Raw genomic sequence first — 26842 nt, forward strand, 5'->3', positions numbered from 1 at the left:
AGCGGGTAAGTATTTGAGCAATGGTTGCACGCGCATCCGGCGCTTTCTTGCTGTTCGCAGCGCATACCGCCTGCTGCGTCGGCTTTGGACGGCGGGCCCGGCCCGCAGGACCGAACGGTTCTCATGGTGTACGACCGAGCCCGCTGGGCGCGCCTCAGTTGACCGCCTGCTTCACCAGCGCGCTGATCCGCGCCTCCACCTCGGCCGTCACCTCGGTCAGGGCGAAACCGGCAGCCCACATCGTGCCGTCGTCCAGGTTCGCCTGGTCGCTGAACCCGAGCGACGCGTAGCGTGTCTTGAACTTCGTCGAAGGCTGGAAGTGGCAGACGAGCTTGCCGTCCAGCGCGTAGGCGGGCATCCCGTACCAGAGCTTCGGTGCGAGGACCGGGGCGCTGGCGGTGATGACGGCATGGACGCGCTCGGCCATGATCCGGTCCGATTCCTGCATCTCGGCGATCTTCGCGAGTACGTCCTGCAGGTCCTGCGCCGCCTTGTCCGCACGTGAGGCACGGCGCGCTGCCTTCTTCTGGTCTGGGCGTTCACTGGTATGTGGTGCTGCGCGCCGAGGCTGCCGTGCTCGCCACGGGCTCCGTTGCCGGCGACCGTGTGGCCGAGGCTCGGACCGTCGTGGCCGGTAACCCGGTCGCCGGTGCGCTTGTGGAGCGGGCGCAAGCGCTGCTCGACGATGACCAGGAGCGGTTGCTCGCCACGGTATCTGCGTTTGACGCCGCCGGCTGTCGCTATCAGTCGGCGCGGACCCTGGTGCTCGCCGGTGGCGAGCATGCCGCCCGCGGCGCGGCCGCGCTGGCCGATCTCGGCTTCGCCCCGATGGCCCTGCCCCGACACCAATGATGATCTCAGAGCCGTCGGCTTCGCTGAAGACCGTCAGGGTACGCGGCCGACGCCGCAGATGATGTCGGCGCCGGTCGGACCGGCAAGGGACGGGTCCAGGGCGACGTTCGGGCGCCAATCGCTCGTCGAGACCAGACCCGGCTCCAGCATCTCCAGGCCCTCGAAGAAGCCGGCGATCTGTTCGCGCGTGCGCGGGGTCACGTTGCCCGCGCTGGTCTTGCGGTACACGTCGCGGCCCTCGCCCACCACGTCGCTGTCGAGCTCGCCCACGACCACATGGGAGATGATCAGATGGCTTCCGGAGGGCAGGGACTCGCGAACGGTGCGGACGATGGTCTGGGCCAGGTCGTCGTCGGCGATGAAGTGCAGCACCGCGACCATGATCGCGGCCAGGGGCTGCCCGAAGTCGAGGTGGCGGGCGACGTCTGGGTGGCCGAGGATGGCCTGGGGGTCGCGCATGTCGCCCTCGACCACGATGGTGTCCGCGGTCTCCGCCAGCAGGGCGCGGGCGTGCACCAGGACGATCGGGTCGTTGTCGACGTAGACCACCCGGGACCCGGGGGAGACCCGCCCAGCCACCTGATGCACGTTCTCCTGGGTCGGCAGGCCGGTGCCGATGTCGAGGAACTGGCGGATCCCGTTTTCGGCGACCGCGGCCACGGCTCGCCCCAGGAACGCCCTGTTGGCCCGCGCGACCTCTCTCGCATTGGGGGAGAGCCGGATGATATGAGCGGCGGCCTCACGATCGGCAGGGAAGTTGTCCTTGCCGCCGAGCAGGTAGTCGTACATGCGAGCCACGCTCGGCACCGTGACGTCCACCCCGGCCGGCGCCTGCTCGTGCTCCGTCATGCCGTCTCCTCACTTCGGGTTCAGCCAAAAAGATCTTAGTTCATCCGTTTAGCTCCCGGGATGTCTTTCAGGCACCGGCGCCGCCGTCCACCGGCACGATCGCGCCGGTCACCATCGAGGCCCGGTCGCTGAGCAGCCACGCGGCCACCTCGGCGACCTCGCGAGGCTCGGCCATCCGACCGAGCGGGATCGCTGCCTTGATGTGCTCGACGACGCCGGGGGTCGCCGCCTCCCACATGTCGATCATCTCCGTGGCGGTGCCGCCGGGGGTGATGCCGTTCACCCGGATGCCGTCATGGGCCCAGCTCACGGCGGCGGTCTCGGTGATGCTGTTGAGTGCGCGCTTCATGGCGCCGTACGCGGGGAGGGCGGGGTTCGCGCGGCGGCTGCCGATGCTCGAGGTGTTGACGATCGCCCCGCCACCGTTGCGTCGCATGAGCGCGGCCTCGGCGGTCATGGCGGTCCAGTGCGAGCGGAAGTTCACGGCGAACTGCACGTCGATGTCCTCGTCGCTCGTGGTGTGGAGCGGGCCGGGCTGCTGGATCGCCGCGCCGTTGTTGAAGGCGCCGTCGAGCCGTCCGTGCAGCTCCTCGACGCGGTCGACCGCGGCGCGGATGCTCGTACGGTCGGCGAGGTCCAGGGTGACGGCGTCGGCGACGCCGCCGTCGGCGCGGATCTCGGTGACGATCCGCTGGAGGGCGTCGGTGCCGCGGGCGGCGAGCACGACGGCGGCGCCCTCGGAGGCGAAGAGCCGGGCCGCTGCCTCCCCGATGCCGCGGCTGGCGCCGGTGATGAACACCACCTTGCCGGTGAGCAGGCCGATGGGTGCGATGCCAATGTTGTTCGTCATGACGCCAGTGTCCGGCCGGCCTCCAGACCGGATGCAGGCACAAGCTGTACCAGGATCCGTCGCCGCGCAGCGTGCAGACTCGGGGTATGAACAAGCAGGAACTTGGGGCGTTCCTCCGTAGCCGCCGCGAGCGGCTCCGGCCGGAGGACGTCGGCCTTCCCTCGGGTCCGCGACGCCGGACACCGGGTCTGCGCCGCGAGGAGGTGGCGGTTCTTGCGCACATCTCCACCGAGTACTACGTCCGGCTCGAGCAGGGCAGGGCGCCGCGGCCGTCGGGCGAAGTCCTCGCCGGGATCGCAGGCGCGCTGCGGCTCACCGACGCCGAGTCCGATCACCTCCACGTCCTGGCGGGCACGGCGCCGAGCCGTACCCGGCTGCATCGGCGCGACGTACGCCCGAGCATCCTCGCGCTCCTCGAGCGGCTGCCGCAGACGGCCGCTTTCGTGACGTCCGCCGCGTTCGAGGTGCTCGCGTGGAACGACCTTGCGGCCGCGCTGATGGAGGACTTCGCCGAGCTCACCCCGGAGGACCGCAATCTCGCGCGCCGGGCATTCCTCGGGTCGGCGCGCGCCGATGCGGCCATGTACGGGATCTCCGACGCCGCCGAGTTCCGGCTGAACGTCGTCATGGAGCTGCGCTCGACCCTCGCCCGATACCCGTCCGACCCTGCGGTGACCGGCCTTGTCGACGAGCTCCGCGACGGCAGCCCCGACTTCGCCCGGCTCTGGGAGCGGCACGACGTGCAGGCCGCGCCGATGCTCACGAAGACGTTCCGTCACCCGGTCGTCGGGGAGGTCACCGTCGACTGCGACGCGCTCACGCTCACGGACCGCGACCAGCACCTCGTGCTCTACAGCGCGCCGCCAGGATCCTCTGGAGCCGAGGCTCTGGCTCTGCTGAACGTCCTTGGACCCGAGGGCGTCAAGGCGAGCAGGTCGCTCTGAGTCGATCTTGCCCCGAGGAGAAAAATCATGACCGGGGGATTCTTTCCCCCCCAGTCATATGTGCGCCCCGGCGCCGGTGGACTACCTGGCTGTCCTGAAAGCGCCGCCGTGGACAAGGTGGCGGGGCCCCGCTGCTGTCGACCTCGGCTATTCAGCCGACGACTCTGCGCTCAGCGCACGCCTTGCGAGCGGCGACTCCGCACGCTGCCGCTCCCAGCCCCCATCAAAAGGCGGGGAGTATGTCAGAGCTGCCGATTGGAGGATGGGCGTTGCGATCTTTTCAAGGTCGCCGGGTTCTGCCGGCGGTAAGCGCCGGGAGCGATGCCGAAGTGCCGTTTGAAGGCGGTGGCGAACGCGTACTCCGAGCCATAGCCGATCTTCCGTGCCACCGTTTCCAGCGGCTCATCGGACTCGCGGAGCGTCTGAGCCGCCGCGTTCATCCGCACCCAGGTGAGATAGCTGAGCGGCGGCCGGCCGACGAGCGTGGTGAAGCGGCGGGCGAATGCGGATCGCGACAGCCCCGCCTCCGTGCCGAGGTCGTGGACCGTCCACGGTCGGCCAGGGTCGTTGTTGATGCGGCACAGCACGTGACTGATCGCCCGATCGTTCAATGCAGGCCCCCAGCCGACCAGAGCGCCATGTTCGCCGTACCAGGCGCGTAGCGCGAACAGCAGCAGTGCGTCGAGCAGCGAGCCGATCGCCGATTCCGTACCGATGCCCGGCTTGTCCAGCTCCGCCCCCAGCAGGTCGATCACATGGCGCAACGGCGGCTCGTGGCCCAACTGGGCCGGCATGCGGATGAGGTCCGGCAGGTCGTTGACGATCGGATGGCAGCGGTTGTCGTCAACGGGGAACATTCCGCTCAGCACCACCGCGGAGACCGGCCGGCCGGAGAATCCCAGCGGCACGGTCTGCGGTTCGAGCCGGAAATCCTCGCCCCTCGTGAGTGGAACGTCTTCCGGCTCCGTACCAGGGCTGTCGGCCAACTCGTGACCGTGCCCGTTGGGGAGCAGCATGACGTCGCCCATGCTCAGCGCGACGGGATCGCCCGCATGGGGAATCAGCGTGCAGGCCCCCCGCAGCAGCACGTGGAACGCCACGCCCCCGACGGGCCGGAACCGGCCTGCCCACGGAGCATGCCCCGCAATGCGGGCGAACCGCGGCCGGCCTGAGCGCATGGAATCGATCACTTGACTCAGCACGTCCACCGACGCAGGGTACCTGAGTCCTTCGTCAGGCGGCAGCTGAGGACGATGACGTATCTATGAGGGATTCTGACACATGGATCATCTCGGTCACTCTACGTACGCTGGCACCGCCGGCGTCAGATGGCCGGCCCTGAACATGAAGCGAAGGGCAATCTCATGATCAAGGTTGGCATCATCGTGGCGAGCACTCGCCCCGGACGCGTCGGCGATTCGGTGGGCCGCTGGGTCCTCGACGAGGCGAAGGGGCAGGGCGGTGCGCAGTTCGAGCTGGTGGATCTCATGGACTACGACCTGCCGCAGCTGGACGAGCCGGTGCCCGCGCTGATGAGCGCGGACTACAGCCGACCGCATACTCGCCGCTGGGCCGAGAAGGTCGGCTCGCTGGACGCCTTCGTCTTCGTCACCCCGGAGTACAACCACAGCTTTCCTGGCATTCTGAAGAACGCGCTCGACTTCCTCTATCACGAGTGGGGGAACAAGTCGGCGGGCTTCGTCGGATACGGCATGGAGGGCGCGGGCCGGGCCATTCAGCACCTGCGCAGCACGATGGCCGCACTCGGAATCGCCGACGTCCGCCACCACGTGGCGCTGCAGATGCACCACGACTTCATCGACTTCAAGGAGCTCAAGCCACGGGTCCATCAGAACGACGCGGTAAGCACCATGCTGGAAGACGTCATCGCCTGGGGCCGCGCGCTGAGGCCCCTGCGCGATAGCTGACCTCCGAAGAAGGTCTTGCTCCCAACCTTGCCGCCTGACGAATGGGTCGGCCCGCGGTCGCGCTCACCTGTGTCGGGCTCCGGAACCGTTCGAGGGCGGTCGACCCTCTTATCCCGCGCACCGCACCTTGCCGGGCGGGACCGTCACAAATGTCACGACCCGAACCGTATTGGGTGGGAACGGGGTGGTGAGTCCGGGGTGAACCCGGGCCGGGCGGCGCACGTTTGCAGGGGCATGAGGGAACTTGTCGTGGCGACGGGCGTCCTGTTCGCGCTGTCGGGCTGCGCCGCCGAGCAGGAGTGCACGCTGATCGGCACTTCTGTCGGGATCTCGGTGCGCGTCGACGCGCCGCTCGCGGACAGGGTCTCGGCGACCGAGCTGACGGCGTGCTGGAACGGCTCCTGCCGTACGGCGAAGGTGGAGCTGCACCCGGCCGGCGGCGTCGCGCGGCAGACCTGCGAGGGCGAGGCCTGCACGGCGGAGGTCGAGCCGACGGGCGGCAAGCAGGGGTTCGGGGACGTGGCGGGACTACCCAAGGCGCCGGTGCGGGTGGAACTGCGGCTGAAGGGGCAGGGAGGCGAGGTCGTCGTGGAGCGGGAGCTGACCGTCACGCCCGAGGGCAGTTTCCCCAACGGCCCGAACTGCGGCGAGGGTGGGCCGCAGGCCGCGATCGCCGTCTCGGGCTCGGGCGTGGTCAGCGACGGGGGATGACCACGTGGCGGCGGGTCACGAGGGCTCTCCTCGCAGCGCGCCGTACAGGAAGATCTGGACGAGGTCGGAGGTGGAGAGGCCTTCGCCCGCGCCAGGTCACGAGCATCCGCGCGTTGGTGTCCCGGCGCAGCGTCGTGCTCGGCGCGAGAGCGTGACCACGTGATGGATGAGACGATCGGCCGCGTGACGGGCGGCGACCCGCCCGAGCAGGCTCTCTGCAACGATGGCGACGACGGCGAGGATGCGCTCGGCGCGGACATCGCCCAGTTCACCACCTTGGAGAGCAAAGGCCCGTGGTTGCTGGCCTACCTGGTGGCCAGGCGGGTCGCGCCCAGCGACGGCGACGGGGTCCGGCTCGAACATCAGTCCAGGTGTTTCGGCCGAAACACCTTCCGGCGCATCAGTGCCCGGGAGTTCGCCCGCCGGACCGGCACCAGCGCCAAGCGGGTCATGGCCCTATAGGAGGCCTGGAACCGCCTGGCCGCCGATGGCGTCGTCCCGCATGCCATGGACCTGCAGCCGGGCGCGGAGGTCGAGCTTCCCGACGTCGAGCAGTATCCGTTCTTCGGCAAGAACGGCTACTACCGCAGCTGGGAGGCCAGGCCCATCTCGGCCGAGCGGCGCGAGGCGATCGAGCGGGAGGCGGCCAAGTCCGGGACCCGCCCGGCGGCCAGTTGCAGTTGAACCTGTCGGTGTTCGCGTGTTGTTTGTCGGTGCTCGTGTCGGTGTTCAGGTCGAGTTGACGGATTCCGCCCTCAGTTCTGATCTCGGCGGGAAGAATGCTCAGCGATGACGGCTTTGCGCGCGCTGGCCGGCGGGATAGGCACGGCCCATGCTGTGGCGATCATTCTCGTGACCGTCCTGCTCTAGTGCCGCCTCGCAGCAGGCGCACCGCCAGCACGGCGAGCCACGCCCACCCGATGATCACCGCGGTGCGCTGCAGGAGCCCGCCGTAGGCGACCAGCGCGGGATTCTGCGCGAACGCGGCCGAGGCCAGCACCATGGCCACCACGAACGCCATCGCGCTGGCCACCGAGTAAACAGCCCACCCGGCTCCCCATCTGCGCGCGAGCACCACGCACGCCAGGACGAGTGCGACGAACCCCGCCAGTGAGAAGAGATCGTGGAGTGCGGCCTCCAGACTGCTGTGCTCCGGCAACATCGCGGGGGTGCCCGGGGGATACCCGCTCACCGGATCGCTGGTGAACACTCCGGCGCCGATGAATCCGAGCGCCCAGATCCCCACCAGGATCGGACTCCAGGCCGCGCCCCGGAGCGCCCGGCGCAGCCCGAAGGCGAAGGCCAGCGACAGCACGCCGGCGACGATGAAGTTGGCCGCCTGGACCCAGCCGTACTCGCCGAGCGTAAGGGAGCTGCCCGGGTGGCGCAGCGGGTCGTAGTCGGCGCGGACTGCGCCCTGGAGGAGCAGCGCGAGGACGAACAGCGGTCCGGCGACCGCCCCGCACAGCAGTAAGCGTCTGGTGATCCTGTCATGGGGGTCCGCCTGTGGCGCGCCGTGGCCGGGCGCGGGCGGTGTGATGGTTCGCATATCTGTCAGGCTAGATTGACAGGCGCGGTGCCGTCAATCCAGCCTGACAAAATACGCTCGCCCCCGATGAGCCTCGTGCCGACGGATTCAGCTCGAGGTCTGGCCGAGTGCTGCACCAGGCGCCTGCCTGTCCCTCTAGCCGACAGGAACCCTGAACAACTCCCCTCAAAACCGTGCGCGGTGAGATCGACGTGCTCGCCGCGCAGAGTGGTGACCTTCCGCGAAGCGGCCCGCGCCGCGGTGCTCATGCCGGCCGCCGCGCCGGTGCGAGACCGGGCGCGGCAATGTACCGGATAACGTGCCGGAGTCGCGCAGCGGTCCGGCGGGCCGATGCCCTGCTTGCCGCCGTCTCGTGATCGATCATGTACGTGATAATGGGGCTGATCACGTACATGAAGGACGATTCTACGTACGGGCTCGCCGACCGGTCAGCCGCTCGTGACGTGGGGCGGCATGGGTTCTCTACTCGGTGTGCTCGGCTGCGGCTTTCGGGAGTGCCAGCAGCACGAGCGCCGTGATCAGGTAGAGCGCGGAGGAGGCGATCAGGACGATGCTGAGCGCGTGACTGTAGTCGGGCAGCATCGGTGCTCCGGTGGCTGAACCGGTGACGGCGGTGAAGAAGACCGTGCCGAGAACAGCGATGCCGGCGGCGCCGCCGATCTGGTTGACGGTGGAGAGCACCCCGCCCGCGGCGCCTGCGTTGCGTGCGGGGACGCCTGCGAGGACGACGTTGACGAGGATGGGTGCGGCGAGACCGAGCCCGAGGCCACCGATGAAGAGTGCGAGGGCAAGGAGCCAGTATCCGGGATCGTTGCCGTCCTTGACGATGACCCACAGGACGAGCTGAGAGGCCGCGATGGTGAGCGAGCCGGTGATCAGGAGCGTTCTGCCCGCCTTGGCGGCCAGAGCGACGCCGAGGCCGGAGGTGATGATCGAGCCGAGCGCGTACGGGAGGACCACCAGGCCGGTCTCCCACGCGGTTCGGCCGGTTCCGTTCTGGAGGTAGACCGAGAGGGTGAGAAAGTACGACCCGATGCCGCCGAAGAAGAGCACCGAAGCGCCCAGGCCGACCGCGAAGGCGCGGATTCTCAGCAGGGCCGGGTCGAAGACAGGTTCGTCGCCGCGTCCGGTGAGGCGGCGCTCGTGGGCGAGGAAGATCGCGAGCACGATGATGCCGGCCGCGAGGAGGGCGTAGCCGGCCCAGCTCCATCCCCATGTCTCGGTCTGGATGATCGGCAGCAGCAGGAGAAGGATGCCCGTTGCCGCGAGGAGCGCGCCGGGCAGGTCCAGTCGCGCGGTCGAGGCGGAGCGGGACTCCGGCAGGACCTTCGCGCCGAGGACGAGCGCCAGGATCGAGACGGGCACGTTGATCCAGAAGATCGTGCGCCAGCCCAGGCCGAACAGGCCGGCGTCGACGAGCAGCCCGCCCAGCAGCGGGCCGGCGACCGAGGCGACGCCCTGAACCGCTCCGTAGGCGCCGAACGCCTTGGCGCGCTCACCCGGGGCGAATGACGCCCGGATGATCCCGAACACCTGCGGGACCATGATCCCGGCGGTCAGTCCCTGCCCGGCCCGCATGCCGATGAGCATCCCCGGACCGGCGGCCAGCGCGCACAGCGCCGAAGTGACCATGAACCCGGCCAGCCCGATCATGAACAGCCGCTTGCGGCCGTACTGGTCACCGAGCCGTCCGCCGGTGATCAGGCCCGCTCCCAGGGCGAGGACGTAGGCGGCGATCGTCCACTGGATCTGAGCGTGGCCGGCACCCAGGTCCCGGGCTATCGCCGGGGCCGCGACGGTGACGATCGTCGCGTCGAGAAGATCCATGAAGGAACCGAAGAGCACCACCAACATCGCCGTGGTCGCGCCGGCGCCGGCGATGGGTGCGGGGGAAGCCCCAGCTGTGCGGATGCCCTCTCGGGGGCTCGGTGAAGCGGTCATGCCGGCCACCATCACCGACATAGTTGCCATCGAGTGACCGCTATCGGCGAGAGAATCGGAGAATCATGGCTGCTACTTCCGCACGGACGCTCAAACTGCTGTCGATCTTCGGGATCGGTGCGACCCTGACCGCCGAGGAATTCGCCACCCGCCTCGGAGCGTCGGTGAGAACCGTACGTCGCGATATCGACACGCTCCGGGACCTCGGGTACGAGATCGAGGCCATCCGCGGAGCGGGCGGAGGATATCGGCTCGGTCGCGCCAGCCGCCTGCCGCCGGTCGTCTTCGACGAGGACCAGGCGGTCGCCACGGCCGTCGCGCTCCAGACCGTGCCGACGGTCCTGTCCGGCATCCGCGAGAACGCGGCCCGTGCTCTCGCCACGCTGCACCAGGCGATGCCCGCCCGCAGTCGCCTGCAGGCCGAAGCGTTCACCATCTCTCCCGCCCGCAACTACTGGGAGTTCCCCGCGCCACCGATCGACGCCGAGAGCGTCCGCGCCGTCGGCACCGCGATCAACCGCCGGCACCTCGTTCGCGTGGACTACACCGGCGACGCCGAAACCATCACGCTCACGCTGGAACCACACGACCTCGTGGTCTGGGCCGCACGCTGGTACCTGGTCGCCTTCGACCCCGACGCCGGCCGATGGCGCGCGATGCGGGTGGACCGCATCGAACCACACCCGCCCACGCACATCCCCTTCGACCGCCGTGACATCCCGCACGGCGATCCCGTCACCTTCGTCATGACCGCACACGACCGCGGAGATGCCGCCGCCGAATGGCCATGCCGCGGCTCAGCCATCATCGCCCTTCCCGCCTCCACCGTCGCCCGGTTCGCCCCCGGCGGATCAACAGTCCGGTACGACACCGAAACCACGTGCCGGCTCACACTCGGCGCATGGTCATGGCCAGGACTGGCAGGACTGCTGCTCACGTTCGACGCCGACATCACAGACATCGAACCGGGCGAACTCAGGCAAGCCCTGCACTCCTTGCGCACCCGGATCAGCAAGGGACTCGGACCCGGCCGGCCTCACCGGTGACCTATACATCTGGTGTCCGCGTTCCCCATCAGCCACTCACCTGACTGGCCAGCCAGCCTATCTTCTCGGCATCTCCCACCGTTCTGAACGGACGCATACTACCGAGGTAGATCGCGCGCACCTCTCTCTTGCGAGACGACTCGTGAGGGAGACAGGCGTAAAGAGCGGAGGGAACTGGTGTTCCGTAAGGGATCCTCAACCGGAACACCAGCCCCGGGCACCCTGGCTCGGGCCACGCCGAGTTCAACGCGGTGGCGACCGTGCGATACCCGGCGCCGTGCTTGCGTTGTAGCGCACGGTTCGACAGACCCGACCGGGCATCGTGCCGGATCGCGGCGAACAATTCCACCCCTGCTGGTCTTGTCCATTGGCGTCTTGGACAGCCCATTGGTTGCGTCAGCGGCGGTTCTCGGCTGCCCTAAGTGAGGCCTTCACCGTGTCGATTCTCCCCTCGGCGAGGGTGATGGTGGTGGCGAGCAATGCCAGGACGGCAGCGGGAACACCGAGCACGGTGACCGACAGCCAGTCTTGAGCCAGACCGCCAAGTCCACCACCCATCGCAACTCCGAGGTAGATCGCGGAGGAGTTGAGGCCAAGGAGAACTGGTGCCGAGGCGGGTGCAAGGATCACCAGCCGGTGTTGCTGTACGACGGAGACCATCCCGTCGGTGGCCCCCCATATCGCGGCCCAGACGCACGCAACAACCAGGTGGCTGACGGTGAGTGGGCTGATCGCGAGCAGCACAGTGCCGCCGGCGAGTGCCACGACCGCGATCCCGCGTCCCGGAAGGTTGTCGGCGAGATGGCCGGCGAGGAAGTTGCCGACCAGGACCCCGACGCCCCAGACGAACAGAATCATGGTGATGGCCTGGGGTAAGGACCCGGTCGTGGCGCCCGCGGTCACGGCTCCGATGTAGGTGTAGACGGTATAGTGCCCGGCCATCACCAGCAGCGTCACGACCAGAATGGTGAGCACCTTGGGCTGGCGCAACGGTGCCAAGCGGGCCGTCAGGCTTGTCGCCGGGAGCGTAACCTTGGGCAACGCTACCGAGATGCCGATCGCGGCAACGACGCCCAGGATCGCGACGGCCCAGAGTGTGAGGCGCCAGTCGACGCCGCCGATCAAGTTGCCCAGAGGCATGCCCAGCGCGGTTGACAAGGTCAGCCCACCGATGACCAGCGCCATGGCACGTCCCCGCCGTTCGGCAGGCATGATCGCGACAGCCGCGCTCGACGCGGTGGCCGTGATGGTGGCCGCCCCGACTGCGGTGAGAATCCGGGCCAGCCACGCCAGCAGGTAGGTCGGGCTGAGTGCGGTCACGACGTTGCCGACGACGAACACGATCAGCACCAGCTGCAAAGCCTTGCGACGATCCAGTGGGCTCAACAGCCAACTCAGAACCGGCGCAGCGACAGCCAGCGTCAACGCGAACACGGTCACCAACTGGCCAGCGGCCGGCAGACCTATCTTAAGGTCGGCGGCAATGGCCGGCAGGAGACCGGCTATCACGAACGCGTCGGTGCCGACCGCGAAGGTGGCCAGCGCCAGCGGAAGTAGCGGTCCGAGGAGGCGACCGGACCCCTTCGGTCCTGACCCGGTGGTCTCGGTGCGATTCAATCGTGGTTACCTGCCTGTTGGGACAGGCTGAACTCCACGCCCTGGTCATCGGTGCAGTGGGCGTAGGCACCAGACGGGATATTGACCGGATCTTCTGCTGTGCCTCCGAGTTCGCGTACCCGAGCGACAGCGGCGGTGATGTCGTCGACGGCGAAGAAGATGCGCGGGTGTCGTGACGAATCATCGTGCGGCGATCCGCCCATGGGCTCGGGTCCCTGGATCATCGAGTAACCCGGGAAGTTGCCCTCATAGAACGTCCAGCCGAACAGCGAGCCCCAGAACCGCTGGGTTGCTTCGATGTTCCTGCTTGGCAGCTCAAAGTAGGTGACCTGCCCACTCATGGCCTATCCCTTCTGCATGTCAGTCCTTCTGACATACACGCTATGTCATACTACTGACATGATGCAAGAAGAGGCCGTTGGCGACCTTGACCAGTCGGTGGGCTACGTCCTCAAGCAGGTGCAAGCATCACTGCACACCGCGATGGATGAGGTGCTGCGTCCACTGGGTCTCACCGTTGCCCAATACGCATGCCTCGAACTGCTCGGCCAGCATCCGGGACTGTCCAACTCCGAACTCGCCCGCCGAGCCTTCGTCACGCGCCAGTCGATGAACGTCGTCCTTCGCCGGCTACAAGAGCGGGGCCTGCTCACCCGGCCTGCTCACGCCGCTCATGGGCGTGCACTGCCAACCGAGCTCACCGGAGCCGGACAATCGACGCTGCACGAGGCCAGTGTCGCCGTGCGCGCCGTCGAACGGCAGATCTTCGCGCCGTTGTCGCAGGAGCGGCAGCGCCGGCTACGCGAGGACCTTGCCTCCTGCGCAGCCTCTGCGGTCGCAAACCAGCCCGTCACACAGCCCTGAGAACCAGAACGTCACGCACCCGCTGTCGAAACTCGCCGACACGCCCCCGCCCTGGATCTCGGGCGGTGTCGAAGTGATCGGCATTCGGTGTCGTACGGCACCGACACAGCCAACCAGGTCCCTCGCCGCCGCGTGGGACGGCAGCGTCTTCACCGTGACCAAGTTCGACCGGGTCCCCCGCAACATGGCCGAGGCCAACGAGATCCTCACCAGCCTGCCCGGCGCTTCGTCCGCCGGTCATATGCCGAGGGCGAGGCGTCCCTGGCCGACCTGGCCACCGTGTACAGCGTCGGACGCTCCACCGTCCACCGCATCATCCACGGGCCAGTGACCTCCAGGTAGAGCGGTCACTCGATGAGCAGGCGGCTGTTGCCGCCGCCGCTGGGCGCCGACGCCGTCGAACGTACGGCCGGCCGAGCCGCCGTTGATCGTGATCGCCGCGTCCGCCCGCGCGGGAGCGATGCCCACCAGGGATAGCCCGGCGGCCAGCAGGGCGAGCACGAGCGCCGGGGCCGGGCGCGGCGTGTTGTGCCGGACTGGCATGTCAATCTCTTGGATATGGGTGGGGATGCCGGGACCTGCCATCCGCACCTCAGGCGCCGTTAGCGGTGGAGACACCGAGAGCGGGTGACGGCCGCGCCGAAGGATCCGTCCCTGAACGGCGCGGCCCCTGCCATCCACCACCGGACTCCGGCAGGAGGAGGCCGCCCGGGAGTCATTCTGAAAACCGCGCCTACCCCTGTCAAGGCCCGGGAAGCGAATCGGTTCGATACGATCGAAAATCGTCCGTCGATGTTCAAGGAGTTTCGGGGCCATTGGAAGCAGCGCGGCCAGGGACTGGGGAAAGGTTGGATCGCAACCTCATGGCTTTCTGGGAGCCTCGGCGTCGTCCAGGTGTAGCACGCTTGTTGCCCTGAAACTTTCAGGATGTTTCCGGGGGAACGATTCGATACGTGCCAGCAAGCGGGGCATGGGTCGCCGCTCGTCCGGACAGAGGAGCGGGCCACGCCTTGACGGGACCTGCACGCCTCGTATTTGCTCCGTCGCACCACCACCCATCGGCGGAGGGTAGGCGCGGCGAAGCGATGTTAACGATCACACGATTCTTCCCGTCACGCCCTTCAACCGCCACCAGGTCTGCACGGATGAGAGGACTGATCAAACCTCATGTTAACGCTAACCGAGGCCCTTGCACCGCCCCTCTCGGCGGTGCCACAGGCAGGTGAGTGATGTTGCGGCGTAAATCCCTCTTCGCCGCTGTCATGGTCGCGGCGCTTCTCGTGGTGGCCACCGGTGGTACGGCGCTGAGCAGCAGCGAAACCACGTCACGCGCGGCGAGCGCCGCCGCGGCGACGGCAGGATGCGGCAAGACTCCAACGCTCAGAAGTGGCACGCAGACGATTCAGAGCGGCGGCGGGACTCGCTCCTTCATCTTGAGAATTCCCGACAACTACAACAACAACAACCCCTACCGGTTGATCTTCGGGTTCCACTGGAACGGCGGCACCGCCAACGACGTCGACTCGGGCGGGAGCAGCGGATTCACCTGGTCTTACTACGGGCTCAGGCAACTGGCGAACAACACCGCGATCTTCGTCGCCCCCCAGGGCCTGAACAACGGCTGGGCCAATTCCGGCGGCCAAGACCTGACCTTCGTCGACGACATGATCAGGCTGATCGAAGCAGACCTGTGTGTCGACACCACGCAGCTGTTCGCCGGAGGTTTCAGCTACGGCGGCGGCATGAGTTACGCCCTGGCCTGCGCCCGGGCGACGGTCTTCCGCGCGGTCGCGGTCTACGCCGGCGCACAGCTCAGCGGATGCAGCGGCGGCACCCAGCCCATCGCCTACATCGGGCTACACGGCCTCAGGGACAACGTACTTAACATCTCGCAGGGCCGGTCGCTGCGCGACAGGTTCGTCAGGAACAACGGTTGCACTTCCCAAAACCCCCCCGAGCCGGCACAGGGCAGCCTGACGCACATTGTCACCGCCTACTCGGGATGCCGATCCGGATACCCGGTCGTATGGGCGGCGTTCGACGGGGGTCACACCCCCGGTCCAGTGGATGGGTCCACCGCCGACGACGGCGCACGGACCTGGACCAAGGGAGTGGTGTGGAACTTCTTCAACCAGTTCCAGAGCACGAACGACACCACTCCGCCGACCACGCCGGGCACTCCCGCCGTCTCCAACGTGACCGCTACCAGCGCCACCCTGACCTGGACGGCATCCACCGACCAGGGCGGCTCCGGCCTGGCGGGTTACAACGTCTACCGCGTAACGGGCGCCCCCACCGACCCGCTACTCGGCCAGTCCACCACCAACTCGATCACCCTGACCGGGCTGACCGCCAACACCCAATACCAGGTCTACGTACGAGCACGGGACGGCGCGGGCAACCTGTCGGCCAACTCCGCGTTCGTCACGTTCACCACGGCCTCCACCGGCGGCGACACCACACCACCGACCGCCCCGGCCGGGCTGGCGGCCTCCGGCACCACCGCCGGCAGCACCAACCTGTCCTGGACCGCTTCCACTGACGACGTCGGGGTGACCGGCTATGACATCCTGCGCGCACCCGGAGCCACCGGCGGCACCTTCGCCCAGGTCGGCACCTCGGCCACGACCTCGTTCAGCGACACGGGCCTGACCCCGAGCACCACCTACCGCTACCAGGTCCGTGCGCGGGATGCCGCCGGCAACCTCTCGCCGGTGTCCGACACGGTCCAGGTCACCACCAGCGGCGGCACCACCGGAACCTGCACGGCCACGCCGACCGTGCAGACCCAGTGGGGCACCGGCTATGTGATTCAGCCGCTGACCATCACCAATACCAGTACCTCGACGATCACCAGTTGGACGGTCACCTTCACGCTCCCGGCCGGGCACGCGCTGACCGGCTCGTGGAACGCCACCGTCACCACCAGCGGGCAGACCGTCACGGCCAAGAACGTGAGCTTCAACGGCACGGTGGCCCCCGGAGCCAGCACCACCACCTTCGGCTTCCAGGCCAGCCGTCCCGACGGCAACACGGCCCTGCCATCCGGATACACCTGCACCAGCGCGTAACCGACATTCGAGGCCGCCCACACCGGCACCCGCCGGTGTGGGCGGCCCCATCGCGAGCAGCGCGGCGTTGCCGCTGAAGCGCGAATGCTCGGTACTCTGTGTACTGGCCCAGTCACGCCCGATGTCCTGCTCGGCAGGGCGATAGTGCAGGTCGGCGCACATGTCGGCGATCAGCCTGAGAGCACCGAGCGAACGGCCCGGTCATCGACGACGCCGTTGCCACAGGCAATGAACAGTAGAAGCCGCCTATCGGCTAGGAAGCGATCGCGGCAGTCCGAACGATGGGAGCACGCTGTTGTCGAAGCGGGTCATGGCGCAGATCCGGTCGCCGGTGAGGGTGAGGACGAACAGGCCGGTCCCGTGGCGGATGCCGGTCGGGGCGCGCAGATAGGCCCCGAACGCCGGCTGACCATTGGCTCGCGTCGGCACGAGGTCAACCCTCCGGCCCGAGCCGAAGATGCTGGCGAAGAGACGAGCCACGACGTCGCGGCCTTGGTATTCGAGCGGCATCGGCGGCATCGAGATGAAGACATCGTCGGTGAGCAAGGCGACCAGCGCGTCCGGGTCCCCGGACTCGTAGGCGCGGACGAACTTCGCCACGAGCGCCTGCTCGGAGGGTGAGTCGAGAGCGGGAGCCGGTTCGCGGTCGGCGGCCGCCGACTGGCTGCGTCGCAGGCCGGCGCGGGCCCGCTTGAGGGCACTGTTGACCGACTCGACGGTCGAGTCGAGCATATCGGCCACCTCGCTCGCGCGGAATCCGAGGACGTCGCGCAAGATCAAGACGGCGACCTGGCGAGGCGGCAGGACCTGAAGAGCGGTCACGAAGGCCAGCGAGATGGATTCGGCCTGCTCATACCGAGCCTCGGGGCCAAGCAGCACATCGATCGCCCCCTCGAGGAGGGCGTCGGGAAATGGCTCGAGCCACACGACTCCGCCGAGCCGGGTCGGCTCGGGCGGTTCAACATTGGGCACGTCCCACTCTTTGGCGGGGCGTCGGCTGGCCGACCGACGCGCGTCGAGGCACCGGGTGGTGGCGATCCGGTAGAGCCAGGTGCGGATGGAGGCGCGCCCCTCGAACCCGCCGAGGCCTCGCCAGGCGGCCAGCAGGGTGTCCTGGAGGGCGTCCTCGGCGTCCTGGAAGGATCCGAGCATCCGGTAGCAGTGCACCTGCAGCTCGCCGCGGTGCGGCTCGGTCAGCGCCCGGAACGCCTCGCCGTCCCCAGCCCGCGCCCTTGACATCAGGTCGGCTGTCACCAACTCCACTCTGGCCACCTCTCTCCCGCACATTGTTCGTACTTCCCTTCTGTATGGACGCCGGCCGAGGGGCGAACTGGGCGGTTGGCCGGCGCCCACTTTCCCGACATCGCGGCGTCTACATCATCGACGGCTCTGACGATCCGCACGTCGGCGGATGACGATCAGGCAGCCACGCCCAGATGAGTTTCAGCCGTCGGTCTCAACTCACGATGTGGGGCAGGTACGCCCCCCAGGCACAGAGAGGAACCAGAGATGATGCTGAAGGACAAGGTTGCGGTGATTTATGGCGCCGGAGGCGGGATCGGCGGCGCTGTTGCACGCGCCTTTGCTTCCGAGGGCGCCAGGGTCTTTCTCACCGGGCATCAGCTGGCATCGGTCGAGGTTGTCGCCAAGGACATCGTTGCCGCCGGCGGATCCGCCGAGGCGGCCCAGGTCGACGCTCTCGACGAGCAGGCTGTGGACAGGCATCTGCAGTCGATGATCGCCAAGGCAGGCCGCGTCGACATTTCGTTCAACGCGGTAGGCATTCCGAGTCCTTACAATGCGGGGATTCTGGGGGTCCCGCTGACCGACCTGGATGCCGGGCAGTTTTCCCTGCCGGTCACAACCTTGGTCAACTCGTACTTCCTGACCGCACGCCTGGCCGCGCGGCACATGGTTGCGAACAAATCGGGGGTGATCATGACTGTCACCGCAGTCCACTCCCGGGCGGGCATCCCCTTGGTGGGGGGCTACGGTCCTGCGCAGGCCGCCAAGGAGGCGCTCACGCGAGACCTGTCGGCCGAACTCGCACCTCAGGGCATTCGCGTGGTCGGCCTGCGACCATACGCCATGCCGGAGACACGCACGATCAAGGAAGCCTTCGAGCCTCGCGCCGAGGCATCAGGAATGACCTGGGAACAGTGGCAAGAGTTCCTCGCAAGCACGACCCACACACGACGGCTCATGACGCTCGAGGAGACGACGAACATGGCGGTCTTCATGGCTTCCGACAAGGCGGGCGGGATGACCGGAACCACCGTCAACTTGACCATGGGAAGGGTCGACGACTAAGGACTGTCTCATAAGTTGATCACAGCCACTCGTTGATGGCGGCGATGGTCCCGGTGGTCTCGTAGCGGACGGCGAGCTTGTCGTACCTGGTCGCGACGGCCCGGTGGCGCTTGAGCCGATTGATGCCACATTCCACGGCGTAGCGCTCACGGTAGTCGATCTTGCAGAAACTGGGCGGCCGGCCGCCTCGGTTGCCCCGGTTCTTGCGGTGGCGGATCTGATCGGACTTCTCCGGGATTGTGCACGCGATGCCGCGCCTACGCAGGTAGGCACGGTTGGCGCGCGAGCCGTACGCCTTATCGGCACGGACCCTGTCAGGGCGCTTGCGTGGGCGTCCCGGCCCCAGTCGGGGCACACTGATCCGCTCCAGCACGGGCTGGAACTGGGGAGAATCCCCGCGTTGAGCAGCAGCGATGATCAGCGATAACAGCGTCTGGCCCTGCTCCACGGCCAGATGAAGCTTGGTGGTCAACCCGCCCCGAGAGCGGCCCAGCCCGCGTCGCCCTACAGGGAGAGCACCGCCTCGTGCTCAGCGACTACGACTACCTTCGAGACCAGAGGTCAGCCAGCGCATTTGACGCGCAAGCGGCATTTAAGGCACGCGAGATCAGCGCAGTCCGCTGGGTGCTGGCAGTTCCACAAGTATGGATTTTCAAGCCACCGAGCACGATCGCGCTGCGAGCTGTGTCGAATCATCCCCTCCGTGAGGGAGAGCAGGAGGTGATCACCTGGATGAGCCTCGATCAAACGGACGGTGTCGACTACGGTCGCGTGGCCTATGCACGTCGACCCGACGGGGGGAACCCGTCTTCGAAGACCCAGAGCTGTTCGACGTTGGCATCCGTCCACGCGACGTAATGCCGGGTTACACGCTTCTACAGGCGTTTCTGAACGACGACCACCCCTAGCCGGGGAGGGCCGCCCTCGAGAGGACGGCCTCTGACCATCTTCAACTCTCTGACCAAAGACAGGTTGAGATCGGTCACCGACCGCGTACGCTCTGGCTGTCGGTGATGCGGAGTGTTGCGGTGCTGATTTGCACTGTTGAAGCCAATACACACATCTCCAGACCAGGCGCGCGGTCGGAGGGAAGTCAGTTCACGCAGTCCTGGTTCTTGAGGGCGAGGCCGAGTTGCTCGACCCGGTCCCGTTGGTTGACGCCGAAGTAGTAGTACGCCTTTTGGTTGCCGGGCACGGTGACGTAGTAGCCGCTCGGCTCCTCTTTGACGCCGGGGTAGGCCTTCTTGACCTGGCGGAGGGTGGAGCCGACGCTGATGCCCTTGGGGGTGCGCACCCCGGCCGGCGCGAAGATGACGGCGACACCGCGCTTCTTGGAGATGTAGAGCCCCACCTCGTTGCGGGCGTTGCGGTGGGCCTTGTAGTCCCAGCCGGAGCAGTAGTCGCGCCACTTGAGCACGATCTTGCCGGTGGCCTTGGCCTGCTTGGCGGTCATCCCCAGCTTGATGCCGCCGTAGCCGTACGGGCCGAAGGCGCCCGACGTGGCGGCGACGGCTCCTGCCGGGCTCGCGATCACCAGCGTCGCGCTGGCGACCGCCAATGCCGCTACCAGTCGAGTCATGTTCATCCCCATCGCCCCGTTTCTCCAGCAGTTTGTTGATATGCCCCTCTCTGAGACGCCGCCCGCCGGTGGATAGTTCGCTGCCAGCCGACTCAGCGGTTGAGCAGGTCCCACATCCCCTTGGTGATCACGGCGGGGATGCGGGAGCGCGTCGCCCGTCAGCGGCCATCTCGCCGCCCTACTGCGGGTCCGCGAACGCCTACGCGGCATCGAGTACACATATGCGTGTTCATCGGCACGTGCTTGCCCGCTGGATCCCCGGCCGCTTCGACGGTGCATGACTACTCAGTCAGGCTCATCGCCGTGAAGGACAACTGCTCGTTCGGATCCCGCCTGGGCGTGTGCTACCAGCGCAACCGCATCAGGGAACGATCGCCATTCTGGGTCGACATCAAGCTGGCCGGGCAATCCAGACCTGTGAGCGGAGCACCCGGGGTCGTGGTGACCAACCCGTTCCCGGACGAGGTGCTGGACTCCAACGACTGCACCGTGGACGGCATCGGACCCGAACATCGTGGGCCCGCCGGGACCAGGAAACTGATCAGATGATGGGTGGGGCGGCGACACACCGCCCCACCCCCGCCCCCTACCGGAAGACTGAAGCAGAACGACGATGAGCCAGTATTTCGACGCCTACACGGACGCGCACTCCTACCTCCCCGAACAGGCGTGCCTCACCTGGATCAGGACCGACGACCTGGAACAGGTCATCCACGCGTTGGGTGCCGATCCGGCCGAGGCGTCGGAGGAAACCTGGACCGACCTGATCGACGAGGACTCCGGCGAGGACGTGCTCGCCGCGCGGTACGGCAGTTGGACGCTCCTCATGGAGCCGTTCACCTGTCACGGCATGAATGAGCCGGTCCTGAGCGCGGGCCAGGAGGTCTACGGCCTCCGGTGGACCGTAAACCACGACGTCGTCGTCTCTTACGCACGCGCGGGCGAGATCGTCAGCGCCTTCGATCCCCTGGACCTCGAAGGCGCGGAACGGGCCTGGGCCAACCGGGTGAGCGAGGACGAATGGCGGCGGGACTGGCTGGCCGCTGCGCTGGCCCAGGGGGAGGAGCTCTCAGGTCTCCGCCTGGACCGTGCCTGGCTGGCCCGCCCGCATCTTGCCTTCACGCCCGCACCCGTCCAGAGGCGGCCGCCGCTCCGGCTGGACGCGGACATGAGGGCTGCCGTGGCTGGGGACGCGCGGCTCGCGGCCATCGTTGCCGATCCCGCCGAGGACATCCTGCCAGAGGTCATCGCCTATGCCGCCGAGCTCGTGGTCGCCACGACCGGCCTCGACGATCCCCTCGTCGAGGAGGCCCTGCGCCTGATCGCCGAGCGCGAGTGGAACTCCGAACGCGCCCGGGCAGCGGGCCGTGAGCTGCACACGCTCAGCCGGAGTCTGCAGGAGCAGGCCCGGGCCGTCTTCGACGGGACGGGCGGCATGCATCCCGGCCACGACACCGAGCACGGCCGGCTGCTCCTGCAAGACAAGGCCGCCCAGACCCTGATGTGCCCCCTGGGAACGAGCCGCCCCCTCCCAACCGTGGCAAGGGAAACTGCCCGGCTGGCGGGACTCACCCATCTGGACGAGGACGACGACGAGCGCCAGCGAGTGCTGTACGCGGTCGCGTACTACGTGGACATGGACGACAACTGGCTATAGCCACAAGCTGGTCGTGCGCGGGCATGAGGTGGCGGCCGTTGTGCGCGATCTCGAGAGATACGCGCATCTGGCGGCGGTGGCCAAGGGCGTCTCCGTCGCTTCGGCGGGCCGGGGGCAGCCGAGACGGGGTCCGGTTCCGTATTCCTGCGGTCGTGAGGCTGCTGGAGGCCGTGGATGACCCCGAAGCAGTGTCTGACCTGGGGGAGTGCGGTCAAGATCATCCCGCATATATCCCGTGATCATGGTCCTATGGCTGCATGCGCGGCTGTCCATCAAACCCGGACGGGTTTAGAAGTGATCACGTTGAAGGCTTCTTATCACTGACAGTAGATGTCAGTAGAGATCGTTAGCGTTGGGCCGTGAACACCAACAGCTTCGACTTCTTCGTAGGCACCTGGACCTCCAAGCAGCGGCGCCTGCGTGAAGTGCTCGCCGGCAGCGCCGAGTGGTACGAGTTCACCGGGACCACTGAATGCTGGAACGTCCTCGATGGCGCGGGGAACTTCGATGAGGTTACATTCCCGGAACTGGGATCCGGCGGTGTGACGCTGCGCCTCTACGACAGGACACGCGACGAATGGTCTCTCTACTGGGCCGGCAGCAAGACCGGCCTGTTGTCCCTGCCACCCGTCGTCGGCCGTTTCGGGGACGACGGGCGCGGCGTCTTCACTGCGGACGAACTCTACGACGGCAAGCAGATCAAGGTGCGATATCTGTGGTCCCAGATCACTGCGGTCTCCTGCCGGTGGGAGCAGGCGTTCTCCACCGATCAGGGCGCGACATGGGAAACGAACTGGATCGCGGACTTCTCGCGCATTGATTAGCGTCGGGTTCACGGTGAATTCCGGGATGATCGTTTACATCAGAAAGTGCTCCTGTGTTGCTTCTTTTCAGAATGGCAGGGGATGGACATATCATCGGTAACGGTCGGCGGTGCACCATCAACTACGTGATCTCGCGTCCCTGTCAAAGCACTGCACCAGCCCTGCCGCAAAGCGGTTCTTCGAAGTTAAGCGGGGTTGAGATATCCACGGCCGCGGCGGGTGGTGGCACATCGGGTGCGTAGACGCTGATTCTCGGGATTGCGGAAGCCGTAGGCGTCTCGGGCGGTGGTCTTGATGACGCGGTTGGTGCCTTCGGAGTCGGCGTTGGTGATGCCGGTCTGGATGAAGGCCAGGATCTCGGGCCACCAGGTCTCGATGGTGGTGGCCAGGCGTTCGAGTTCGGGCAGGCCGGAGGCGGCGCAGCGGTCGTAGAAGCGATACAGCCGGTCGGCGATGACGCTCCGGTCGGGGTGAGTGCGGCCAGGGCGAGCAGGTCCAGAAGATCTTCCTTGGCGTTCCACGCGGTCAGAATCGGTCTGCCCAGCCGTGCGGGCAGGGCATGCAGGTCATCGACCATCGGATCCAGTTGAGAGCCGTGCATCCGGGCTGCGGAGCCGGTTGCGCAGTTCCCACTCGCGGTAGCCTTTGCGCCCGCGTCGGCCGCGGATCTGGACGGTGACACGGCGGCGGACCTCGGTGAGGGCCTGGTTGGCCAACTGCACGATGTGGAAGTGGTCGACCACCAGCGTGGCCTGCGGTAGCACGGCGCGTACGGCGGCTTTGAAGATGGTGCACATATCGATCGCGACGAAGGCCACCTGCTGCCGCCAAGCCGGGTCACGCTGGTTGAGCCAGCCGGTCACGGCGGCGATGGTGCGGCCCTCGACCTGGCCGAGCAGGCCCTGCTCGCCGGACAGATCCACGAACCCGGTGTGCCAGCGATCCACCGCCGCCGTCCACGTGCCGGTGGCCTCGTCCAGCATCCAGCGCGGCCGGCCGCGGCGGACTTCATCGATGCCCAGCACGGTGACGAGCTCGGGCTGGGCGGGCAGGACCCGATGAGCGTGCTCGGTGAAAGCGGCCGAGACGATCGGCCAGGACACCCCGTGATCCCGCGCCGAATGGATCACCGTTCGCCCGCCATCTCCCACGGCGGCACCGCTGGCTTGGCGTAATCGCCGAGTCAGCCGGGAGCGTGCGGGGATCTGCGGCACCTGTTCGGTGAATGTCTGGCGCGGGCAAGACGCCTGGTCACAGCGCCAGCGGCGTTTGCGCCAGCGCAACGTACACCGCCGCCCGCCGACCGGCAGGTCACGCGGGCGGGTGGTCACCCATTCCTTCATCCGGACTGCGGCGACCCCGCACTGCGGGCAGAATCTGGCCCGTTCATCGTCGGTGGCCAGGTGCACCACCGGCCCATCCTGTGGCTCCTCGCCTGCGGCGACGACCCTGGTGACGGTCACCCCGTCCAGGCCGAGCAGCAGCGTCGTATCGTTGATCATGCTCGTGGCTTCTCTGTTGTGATCTTCTTGCCTCGACAACAAGAAGGATCACTGAGAGCCACGAGCTCTCTCAAGCCTCCTGGGCCCGGCGGGACCTCAAACCCTGATCAAGTTCGAAGAGCCCGAATGGGGTGCGCCTCTCGTGTGGACGATCTCACGCAGGCGGGGGCGACGTGACTGTGAGAGCTCCACACGTTGATCGGAGGATGCTCTCCGCGCACGCGGGACTTTGCTACCCGGCTTGGGCGCAGGCTTGCACGGCGCCGTGCAGGTCCGGATGGATGAACTTGTATCCGGCCTGCGTCAGCCGTGCGGGGACGACCCGTCGGCCGCCCAGGATGATGTCGGCGCCGGCTCCGACGAACAAGCGCGCCAGCACGGCCGGCGTCGGCCTCGGCGGATCCGCCTGCACTACCCCGGCCAGTGTCTCGGAGAACTGCCGGCTCTGTACCTCCTGGGGCGCGACCAGGTTGTAGGCGCCGCGCCAGTGTTCTTCAGCCAGGGCGTGGGCGACGAAGTTCACGACATCGGCAAGATGGATCCACGGCAGCCATTGCGTCCCGGGCGCGAAGTAGGCGGCCTTGCCATTGCGCGCCTGCTGAAGCTGGTACGGAAGTCCGCCGCCGTCCGCGGACAGCACGTATCCCATCCGCAGGAGCACCACCCGGGTGGAAGGTGCGACCTGCGATGCCTCGGTTTCCCACGCCAGCGACCCCGGTGCGTGCCGGCCCTGCAGTGGTGCCGTGTCCTCCTCGACCACCTCGTCTGAGGGTGGGCCGAATCCGTAGACACCAACAGATGAGGCATTGATGAGCAGGCGGGGCGGTCGTGCGGCCGAGCGCAGGACCGCGGCCAGGTGGCGGGTTCCCTCCACCCGCTGGCGGGTCACCTTTCGGAAGTATCTGCGTCCGGTGAAGGGGCGGAACAGCGGTGCGCCGGCGAGGTTCACCACGGCGTCGACCGATGTCAGTAAGCGTGCCCAGTCGCCCTCGTGCTCCTGCTGGTAGGCCACGTAATCGGCGGCGCCGGGGATGGCGTTACGGGCACGGCCGGGGTCACGGGCCAGCACCACGACCTCATGGTGGCGCGTGATCAAGTCCGCGACAACCGCGCGCCCGACCAGCCCGGTCGCGCCGGTGACAGCAATGCGGTCACCCATGACGGCTCCCATCGTTCGCTTCCTGATCGCCGGTGGCGAGCACCTTGGGGAGGTGGCTGAGCAACTGGTCGTGCCAGTCCAACTCGGCACCCAGGCGCCGCAGACTGTGGTCGAATATCAGCCGTTCGAGGTCGGTGAGATAGGGCTCGGCCTGATCGCGCAGGCGCAGCTGTGATTGCCGCTGGTGTTCCAGCGAGTCTCGGCGTTCCTGTACCGCGGCGAGTACAGAGTCGGCGGCCATGTCCTGCGCGTGCGTCAGCGCGAGATCGACCGGGTCGGGACGAAGCCGGGCGTCGCGAAGCGCCGCGGATCGATGGATTTCCAGCTCGTGACGGCCCTCCTGGGTGATCTCGTACACGGTGCGCTCGGGGTGTCCTCCCGGACGCTCGGTACGCACTTGCTGTACCAGCCCTTCAGCCGTCATCCGCCGCAGCCCGCCGTACAGGGAGCCGGGCTTGACGTCGGTCCACACGTCGATGTGGTCGAGCTGCGCCGCCCGGCGGATCTGGTGGCCGTGCATCGGGCCTTTGCGGGCCAGTTCGCCGAGAATGAACAATCTGATCGAACTCACGAGACTAGTCAAACACGAGTAGTTGCACATGAGCAACAGCCATGCCTTGAACGTGGACGACGGATCCCGCCGGACCGCTGAGGAGTCAGCGGCTCCGCACGCGCTGCGCCACCACAACCCGCAAGAACCGCAGGTACCTTAACCCCGCCTAACTTCGAAGAGCCCGCAAAGCCACCTGACACGGAGCAACGACTTGGTTGCCGCCTACGCTTGATCATCATCGACAGTAGGCAGCCGTAGCCTCGGCCGCTGGCTCGCCCGGGCGCGGGAAAGCACGGACGACAACGTCACTCCCGTGACAGTAGCTTCACGCAGAGTGAAACTACTTCGGAGTTGCGGCGGCTGTAGAGACGCGGCCTGTTGTCGACCGGCCGCGACTCGTGCCGTACTGCTCGGCGGGCTGTTGGCCGGAGCCATCGGTGCCGGCTGCCTCCTCTGCTACGAAGCCATCGTTACCGCGACCTACGGGCCGTTCCATGCCGGAGATCCCGGAAAGTCGCACGCCAACGCCAATGCAGACGCCGTCCCGGCCGGCCTATTCCGGTTCGGCGTCGTCCTGTGCACCGCACTCGGATCCGTCCTTGCGGTAGGTGTTGTGCGTCGACCCGCCCGGCCGCGGCAGACCTTCGTCCGGGTCGCACTCGCGCTGACCACGGTCTGGTTCGCGCTCCAGCTTGCTGCGAGCCACACGACTACATCGGCCAGGCTCCTGCTCGCGGGTGATCATGTACGGGCAGCGGCGATCGTCATACCGGGCCTGACGTGGGCGATCCGGAGAGCGCCGCGACATCTCCAGCTGTCGCACGCGGCTGAGAAGCGTGCGTAGGTGCCTCCACACCACCGTGGTCGGTTCGCTAACGACACCCGCGCCGGAAGATCTCGACGAAATTCTTGTGGGCGGTGTCGGATCGGGTCGGGGGTGTTCGTAGTGGGGGTGAGAGGCCGCCCAGGAGGGGCGCCCCGACGGAGCCGAGAAGGACGTTCCTCATGACTACCTTGACGGAGCCGGGCACAGTCA

The 26842-nt window shown here is 67.4% G+C and carries 30 protein-coding genes; 14 read left to right on the plus strand and 16 right to left on the minus strand.

The window, feature by feature from the left end; all coding sequences use genetic code 11:
* Window positions 1-154: 154 nt before the first annotated feature.
* Window positions 155-448 (minus strand): iron chaperone, encoded by a 294-nt coding sequence (locus ACTWPT_RS54315; RefSeq protein WP_443185419.1) that lies wholly within the window; start codon window positions 446-448, stop codon window positions 155-157.
* Window positions 449-501: 53 nt separating this feature from the next.
* On the opposite strand from ACTWPT_RS54315, the gene ACTWPT_RS54320 reads away from it, so the two are divergent.
* A complete protein-coding gene (locus tag ACTWPT_RS54320) occupies window positions 502-852 on the plus strand; it encodes a hypothetical protein (RefSeq protein ID WP_443185420.1) in 351 nt (116 codons plus the stop codon).
* A gap of 33 nt (window positions 853-885) precedes the next feature.
* Here ACTWPT_RS54320 and ACTWPT_RS54325 read toward each other — a convergent pair whose 3' ends face one another.
* Both ACTWPT_RS54325 and ACTWPT_RS54330 read right to left on the minus strand, forming a co-directional pair.
* Complete coding sequence (locus tag ACTWPT_RS54325; protein ID WP_443185421.1) at window positions 886-1701, minus strand: SAM-dependent methyltransferase; 816 nt, start codon at window positions 1699-1701, stop codon at window positions 886-888.
* Between the two features lie 67 nt (window positions 1702-1768).
* On the minus strand, window positions 1769-2551 hold the full coding sequence (locus tag ACTWPT_RS54330) for an SDR family NAD(P)-dependent oxidoreductase (protein WP_443185422.1): 783 nt from the start codon (window positions 2549-2551) through the stop codon (window positions 1769-1771).
* Between the two features lie 86 nt (window positions 2552-2637).
* On the opposite strand from ACTWPT_RS54330, the gene ACTWPT_RS54335 reads away from it, so the two are divergent.
* A complete protein-coding gene (locus tag ACTWPT_RS54335; RefSeq protein WP_443185423.1) occupies window positions 2638-3495 on the plus strand; it encodes a helix-turn-helix transcriptional regulator in 858 nt (285 codons plus the stop codon).
* A 242-nt stretch (window positions 3496-3737) separates the two neighbouring features.
* Here the strand turns inward: ACTWPT_RS54335 and ACTWPT_RS54340 are convergent, their stop codons facing one another.
* Window positions 3738-4703, minus strand: a complete 966-nt coding sequence (locus tag ACTWPT_RS54340; protein ID WP_443185424.1) for an AraC family transcriptional regulator — start codon at window positions 4701-4703, stop codon at window positions 3738-3740.
* A gap of 120 nt (window positions 4704-4823) precedes the next feature.
* Here ACTWPT_RS54340 and ACTWPT_RS54345 point away from each other — a divergent pair, with 120 nt between their 5' ends.
* The 4 genes from ACTWPT_RS54345 (at window position 4824) to ACTWPT_RS54360 (ending at window position 6818) form a co-directional block, all read left to right on the plus strand.
* A complete protein-coding gene (locus ACTWPT_RS54345; RefSeq protein ID WP_443185425.1) occupies window positions 4824-5423 on the plus strand; it encodes an NADPH-dependent FMN reductase in 600 nt (199 codons plus the stop codon).
* A gap of 249 nt (window positions 5424-5672) precedes the next feature.
* The gene (locus ACTWPT_RS54350) at window positions 5673-6134 is read left to right on the plus strand and encodes a hypothetical protein (protein WP_443185426.1); all 462 of its coding nucleotides are present in this window, start codon (window positions 5673-5675) and stop codon (window positions 6132-6134) included.
* Window positions 6135-6293: 159 nt separating this feature from the next.
* Window positions 6294-6596 carry a hypothetical protein gene (locus ACTWPT_RS54355; protein WP_443185427.1) on the plus strand — a complete coding sequence of 101 codons (303 nt, stop codon included), beginning with the start codon at window positions 6294-6296 and terminating at the stop codon, window positions 6594-6596.
* A 45-nt stretch (window positions 6597-6641) separates the two neighbouring features.
* Window positions 6642-6818: a hypothetical protein gene (locus ACTWPT_RS54360; protein ID WP_443185428.1), complete on the plus strand. Its 177-nt coding sequence runs from the start codon at window positions 6642-6644 to the stop codon at window positions 6816-6818.
* Window positions 6819-6978: 160 nt separating this feature from the next.
* On the opposite strand, the gene ACTWPT_RS54365 is transcribed toward ACTWPT_RS54360, so the two are convergent.
* Window positions 6979-7683, minus strand: coding sequence for a DUF998 domain-containing protein (locus ACTWPT_RS54365; RefSeq protein ID WP_443185429.1), 705 nt, complete (start codon window positions 7681-7683; stop codon window positions 6979-6981).
* 462 nt (window positions 7684-8145) lie between these two features.
* Window positions 8146-9624: an MFS transporter gene (locus tag ACTWPT_RS54370; RefSeq protein ID WP_443185430.1), complete on the minus strand. Its 1479-nt coding sequence runs from the start codon at window positions 9622-9624 to the stop codon at window positions 8146-8148.
* Window positions 9625-9689: 65 nt separating this feature from the next.
* Between ACTWPT_RS54370 and ACTWPT_RS54375 the strand changes: the two genes are divergently transcribed.
* Complete coding sequence (locus ACTWPT_RS54375; RefSeq protein ID WP_443185431.1) at window positions 9690-10670, plus strand: helix-turn-helix transcriptional regulator; 981 nt, start codon at window positions 9690-9692, stop codon at window positions 10668-10670.
* Between the two features lie 396 nt (window positions 10671-11066).
* Here ACTWPT_RS54375 and ACTWPT_RS54380 read toward each other — a convergent pair whose 3' ends face one another.
* Together ACTWPT_RS54380 and ACTWPT_RS54385 are read right to left on the minus strand one after the other, a co-directional pair.
* Window positions 11067-12287 carry an MFS transporter gene (locus tag ACTWPT_RS54380; protein WP_443185432.1) on the minus strand — a complete coding sequence of 407 codons (1221 nt, stop codon included), beginning with the start codon at window positions 12285-12287 and terminating at the stop codon, window positions 11067-11069.
* Complete coding sequence (locus ACTWPT_RS54385) at window positions 12284-12628, minus strand: VOC family protein (protein ID WP_443185433.1); 345 nt, start codon at window positions 12626-12628, stop codon at window positions 12284-12286. The genes ACTWPT_RS54380 and ACTWPT_RS54385 overlap by 4 nt, the downstream gene beginning before the upstream one ends.
* A 58-nt stretch (window positions 12629-12686) precedes the next feature.
* Between ACTWPT_RS54385 and ACTWPT_RS54390 the strand changes: the two genes are divergently transcribed.
* Window positions 12687-13151, plus strand: a complete 465-nt coding sequence (locus ACTWPT_RS54390; protein WP_443185434.1) for a MarR family winged helix-turn-helix transcriptional regulator — start codon at window positions 12687-12689, stop codon at window positions 13149-13151.
* A 237-nt stretch (window positions 13152-13388) separates the two neighbouring features.
* On the opposite strand, the gene ACTWPT_RS54395 is transcribed toward ACTWPT_RS54390, so the two are convergent.
* Window positions 13389-13694: a hypothetical protein gene (locus ACTWPT_RS54395; protein WP_443185435.1), complete on the minus strand. Its 306-nt coding sequence runs from the start codon at window positions 13692-13694 to the stop codon at window positions 13389-13391.
* Window positions 13695-14380: 686 nt separating this feature from the next.
* On the opposite strand from ACTWPT_RS54395, the gene ACTWPT_RS54400 reads away from it, so the two are divergent.
* Window positions 14381-16222: a cellulose binding domain-containing protein gene (locus ACTWPT_RS54400; RefSeq protein WP_443185436.1), complete on the plus strand. Its 1842-nt coding sequence runs from the start codon at window positions 14381-14383 to the stop codon at window positions 16220-16222.
* A gap of 246 nt (window positions 16223-16468) precedes the next feature.
* Here ACTWPT_RS54400 and ACTWPT_RS54405 read toward each other — a convergent pair whose 3' ends face one another.
* A complete protein-coding gene (locus tag ACTWPT_RS54405; RefSeq protein ID WP_443185437.1) occupies window positions 16469-17485 on the minus strand; it encodes a sigma-70 family RNA polymerase sigma factor in 1017 nt (338 codons plus the stop codon).
* Window positions 17486-17731: 246 nt separating this feature from the next.
* On the opposite strand from ACTWPT_RS54405, the gene ACTWPT_RS54410 reads away from it, so the two are divergent.
* Window positions 17732-18532: an SDR family NAD(P)-dependent oxidoreductase gene (locus ACTWPT_RS54410; RefSeq protein WP_443185438.1), complete on the plus strand. Its 801-nt coding sequence runs from the start codon at window positions 17732-17734 to the stop codon at window positions 18530-18532.
* Window positions 18533-18551: 19 nt separating this feature from the next.
* On the opposite strand, the gene ACTWPT_RS54415 is transcribed toward ACTWPT_RS54410, so the two are convergent.
* Together ACTWPT_RS54415 and ACTWPT_RS54420 are read right to left on the minus strand one after the other, a co-directional pair.
* On the minus strand, window positions 18552-19025 hold the full coding sequence (locus tag ACTWPT_RS54415; protein ID WP_443185449.1) for an IS5 family transposase: 474 nt from the start codon (window positions 19023-19025) through the stop codon (window positions 18552-18554).
* Window positions 19026-19625: 600 nt separating this feature from the next.
* Window positions 19626-20111, minus strand: coding sequence for a hypothetical protein (locus tag ACTWPT_RS54420; protein WP_443185439.1), 486 nt, complete (start codon window positions 20109-20111; stop codon window positions 19626-19628).
* A gap of 273 nt (window positions 20112-20384) precedes the next feature.
* On the opposite strand from ACTWPT_RS54420, the gene ACTWPT_RS54425 reads away from it, so the two are divergent.
* The 3 genes from ACTWPT_RS54425 to ACTWPT_RS54435 all read left to right on the plus strand — a co-directional run bounded on the left by ACTWPT_RS54425 (window position 20385) and on the right by ACTWPT_RS54435 (window position 22592).
* The gene (locus ACTWPT_RS54425) at window positions 20385-20660 is read left to right on the plus strand and encodes a hypothetical protein (protein WP_443185440.1); all 276 of its coding nucleotides are present in this window, start codon (window positions 20385-20387) and stop codon (window positions 20658-20660) included.
* A gap of 64 nt (window positions 20661-20724) precedes the next feature.
* Window positions 20725-21768: a hypothetical protein gene (locus tag ACTWPT_RS54430; protein ID WP_443185441.1), complete on the plus strand. Its 1044-nt coding sequence runs from the start codon at window positions 20725-20727 to the stop codon at window positions 21766-21768.
* Between the two features lie 359 nt (window positions 21769-22127).
* A complete protein-coding gene (locus ACTWPT_RS54435) occupies window positions 22128-22592 on the plus strand; it encodes a hypothetical protein (protein ID WP_443185442.1) in 465 nt (154 codons plus the stop codon).
* 185 nt (window positions 22593-22777) lie between these two features.
* Here ACTWPT_RS54435 and ACTWPT_RS54440 read toward each other — a convergent pair whose 3' ends face one another.
* From ACTWPT_RS54440 to ACTWPT_RS54455, 4 genes are all read right to left on the minus strand, one after another.
* Window positions 22778-23113: a transposase gene (locus tag ACTWPT_RS54440; protein WP_443185443.1), complete on the minus strand. Its 336-nt coding sequence runs from the start codon at window positions 23111-23113 to the stop codon at window positions 22778-22780.
* Between the two features lie 45 nt (window positions 23114-23158).
* On the minus strand, window positions 23159-24094 hold the full coding sequence (locus ACTWPT_RS54445; protein WP_443185444.1) for an ISL3 family transposase: 936 nt from the start codon (window positions 24092-24094) through the stop codon (window positions 23159-23161).
* A gap of 232 nt (window positions 24095-24326) precedes the next feature.
* The gene (locus ACTWPT_RS54450) at window positions 24327-25253 is read right to left on the minus strand and encodes a TIGR01777 family oxidoreductase (protein ID WP_443185445.1); all 927 of its coding nucleotides are present in this window, start codon (window positions 25251-25253) and stop codon (window positions 24327-24329) included.
* Window positions 25246-25824: a PadR family transcriptional regulator gene (locus tag ACTWPT_RS54455; protein WP_443185446.1), complete on the minus strand. Its 579-nt coding sequence runs from the start codon at window positions 25822-25824 to the stop codon at window positions 25246-25248. Before ACTWPT_RS54455 ends, ACTWPT_RS54450 begins: the two co-directional genes overlap by 8 nt.
* Window positions 25825-26140: 316 nt before the next feature.
* Here ACTWPT_RS54455 and ACTWPT_RS54460 point away from each other — a divergent pair, with 316 nt between their 5' ends.
* Window positions 26141-26650: a DUF6069 family protein gene (locus tag ACTWPT_RS54460; RefSeq protein ID WP_443185447.1), complete on the plus strand. Its 510-nt coding sequence runs from the start codon at window positions 26141-26143 to the stop codon at window positions 26648-26650.
* Window positions 26651-26842: the final 192 nt, after the last annotated feature.

The organism is Nonomuraea sp. 3N208 (genome assembly GCF_052245935.1).
In the GTDB taxonomy this organism is placed as follows: domain Bacteria; phylum Actinomycetota; class Actinomycetes; order Streptosporangiales; family Streptosporangiaceae; genus Nonomuraea.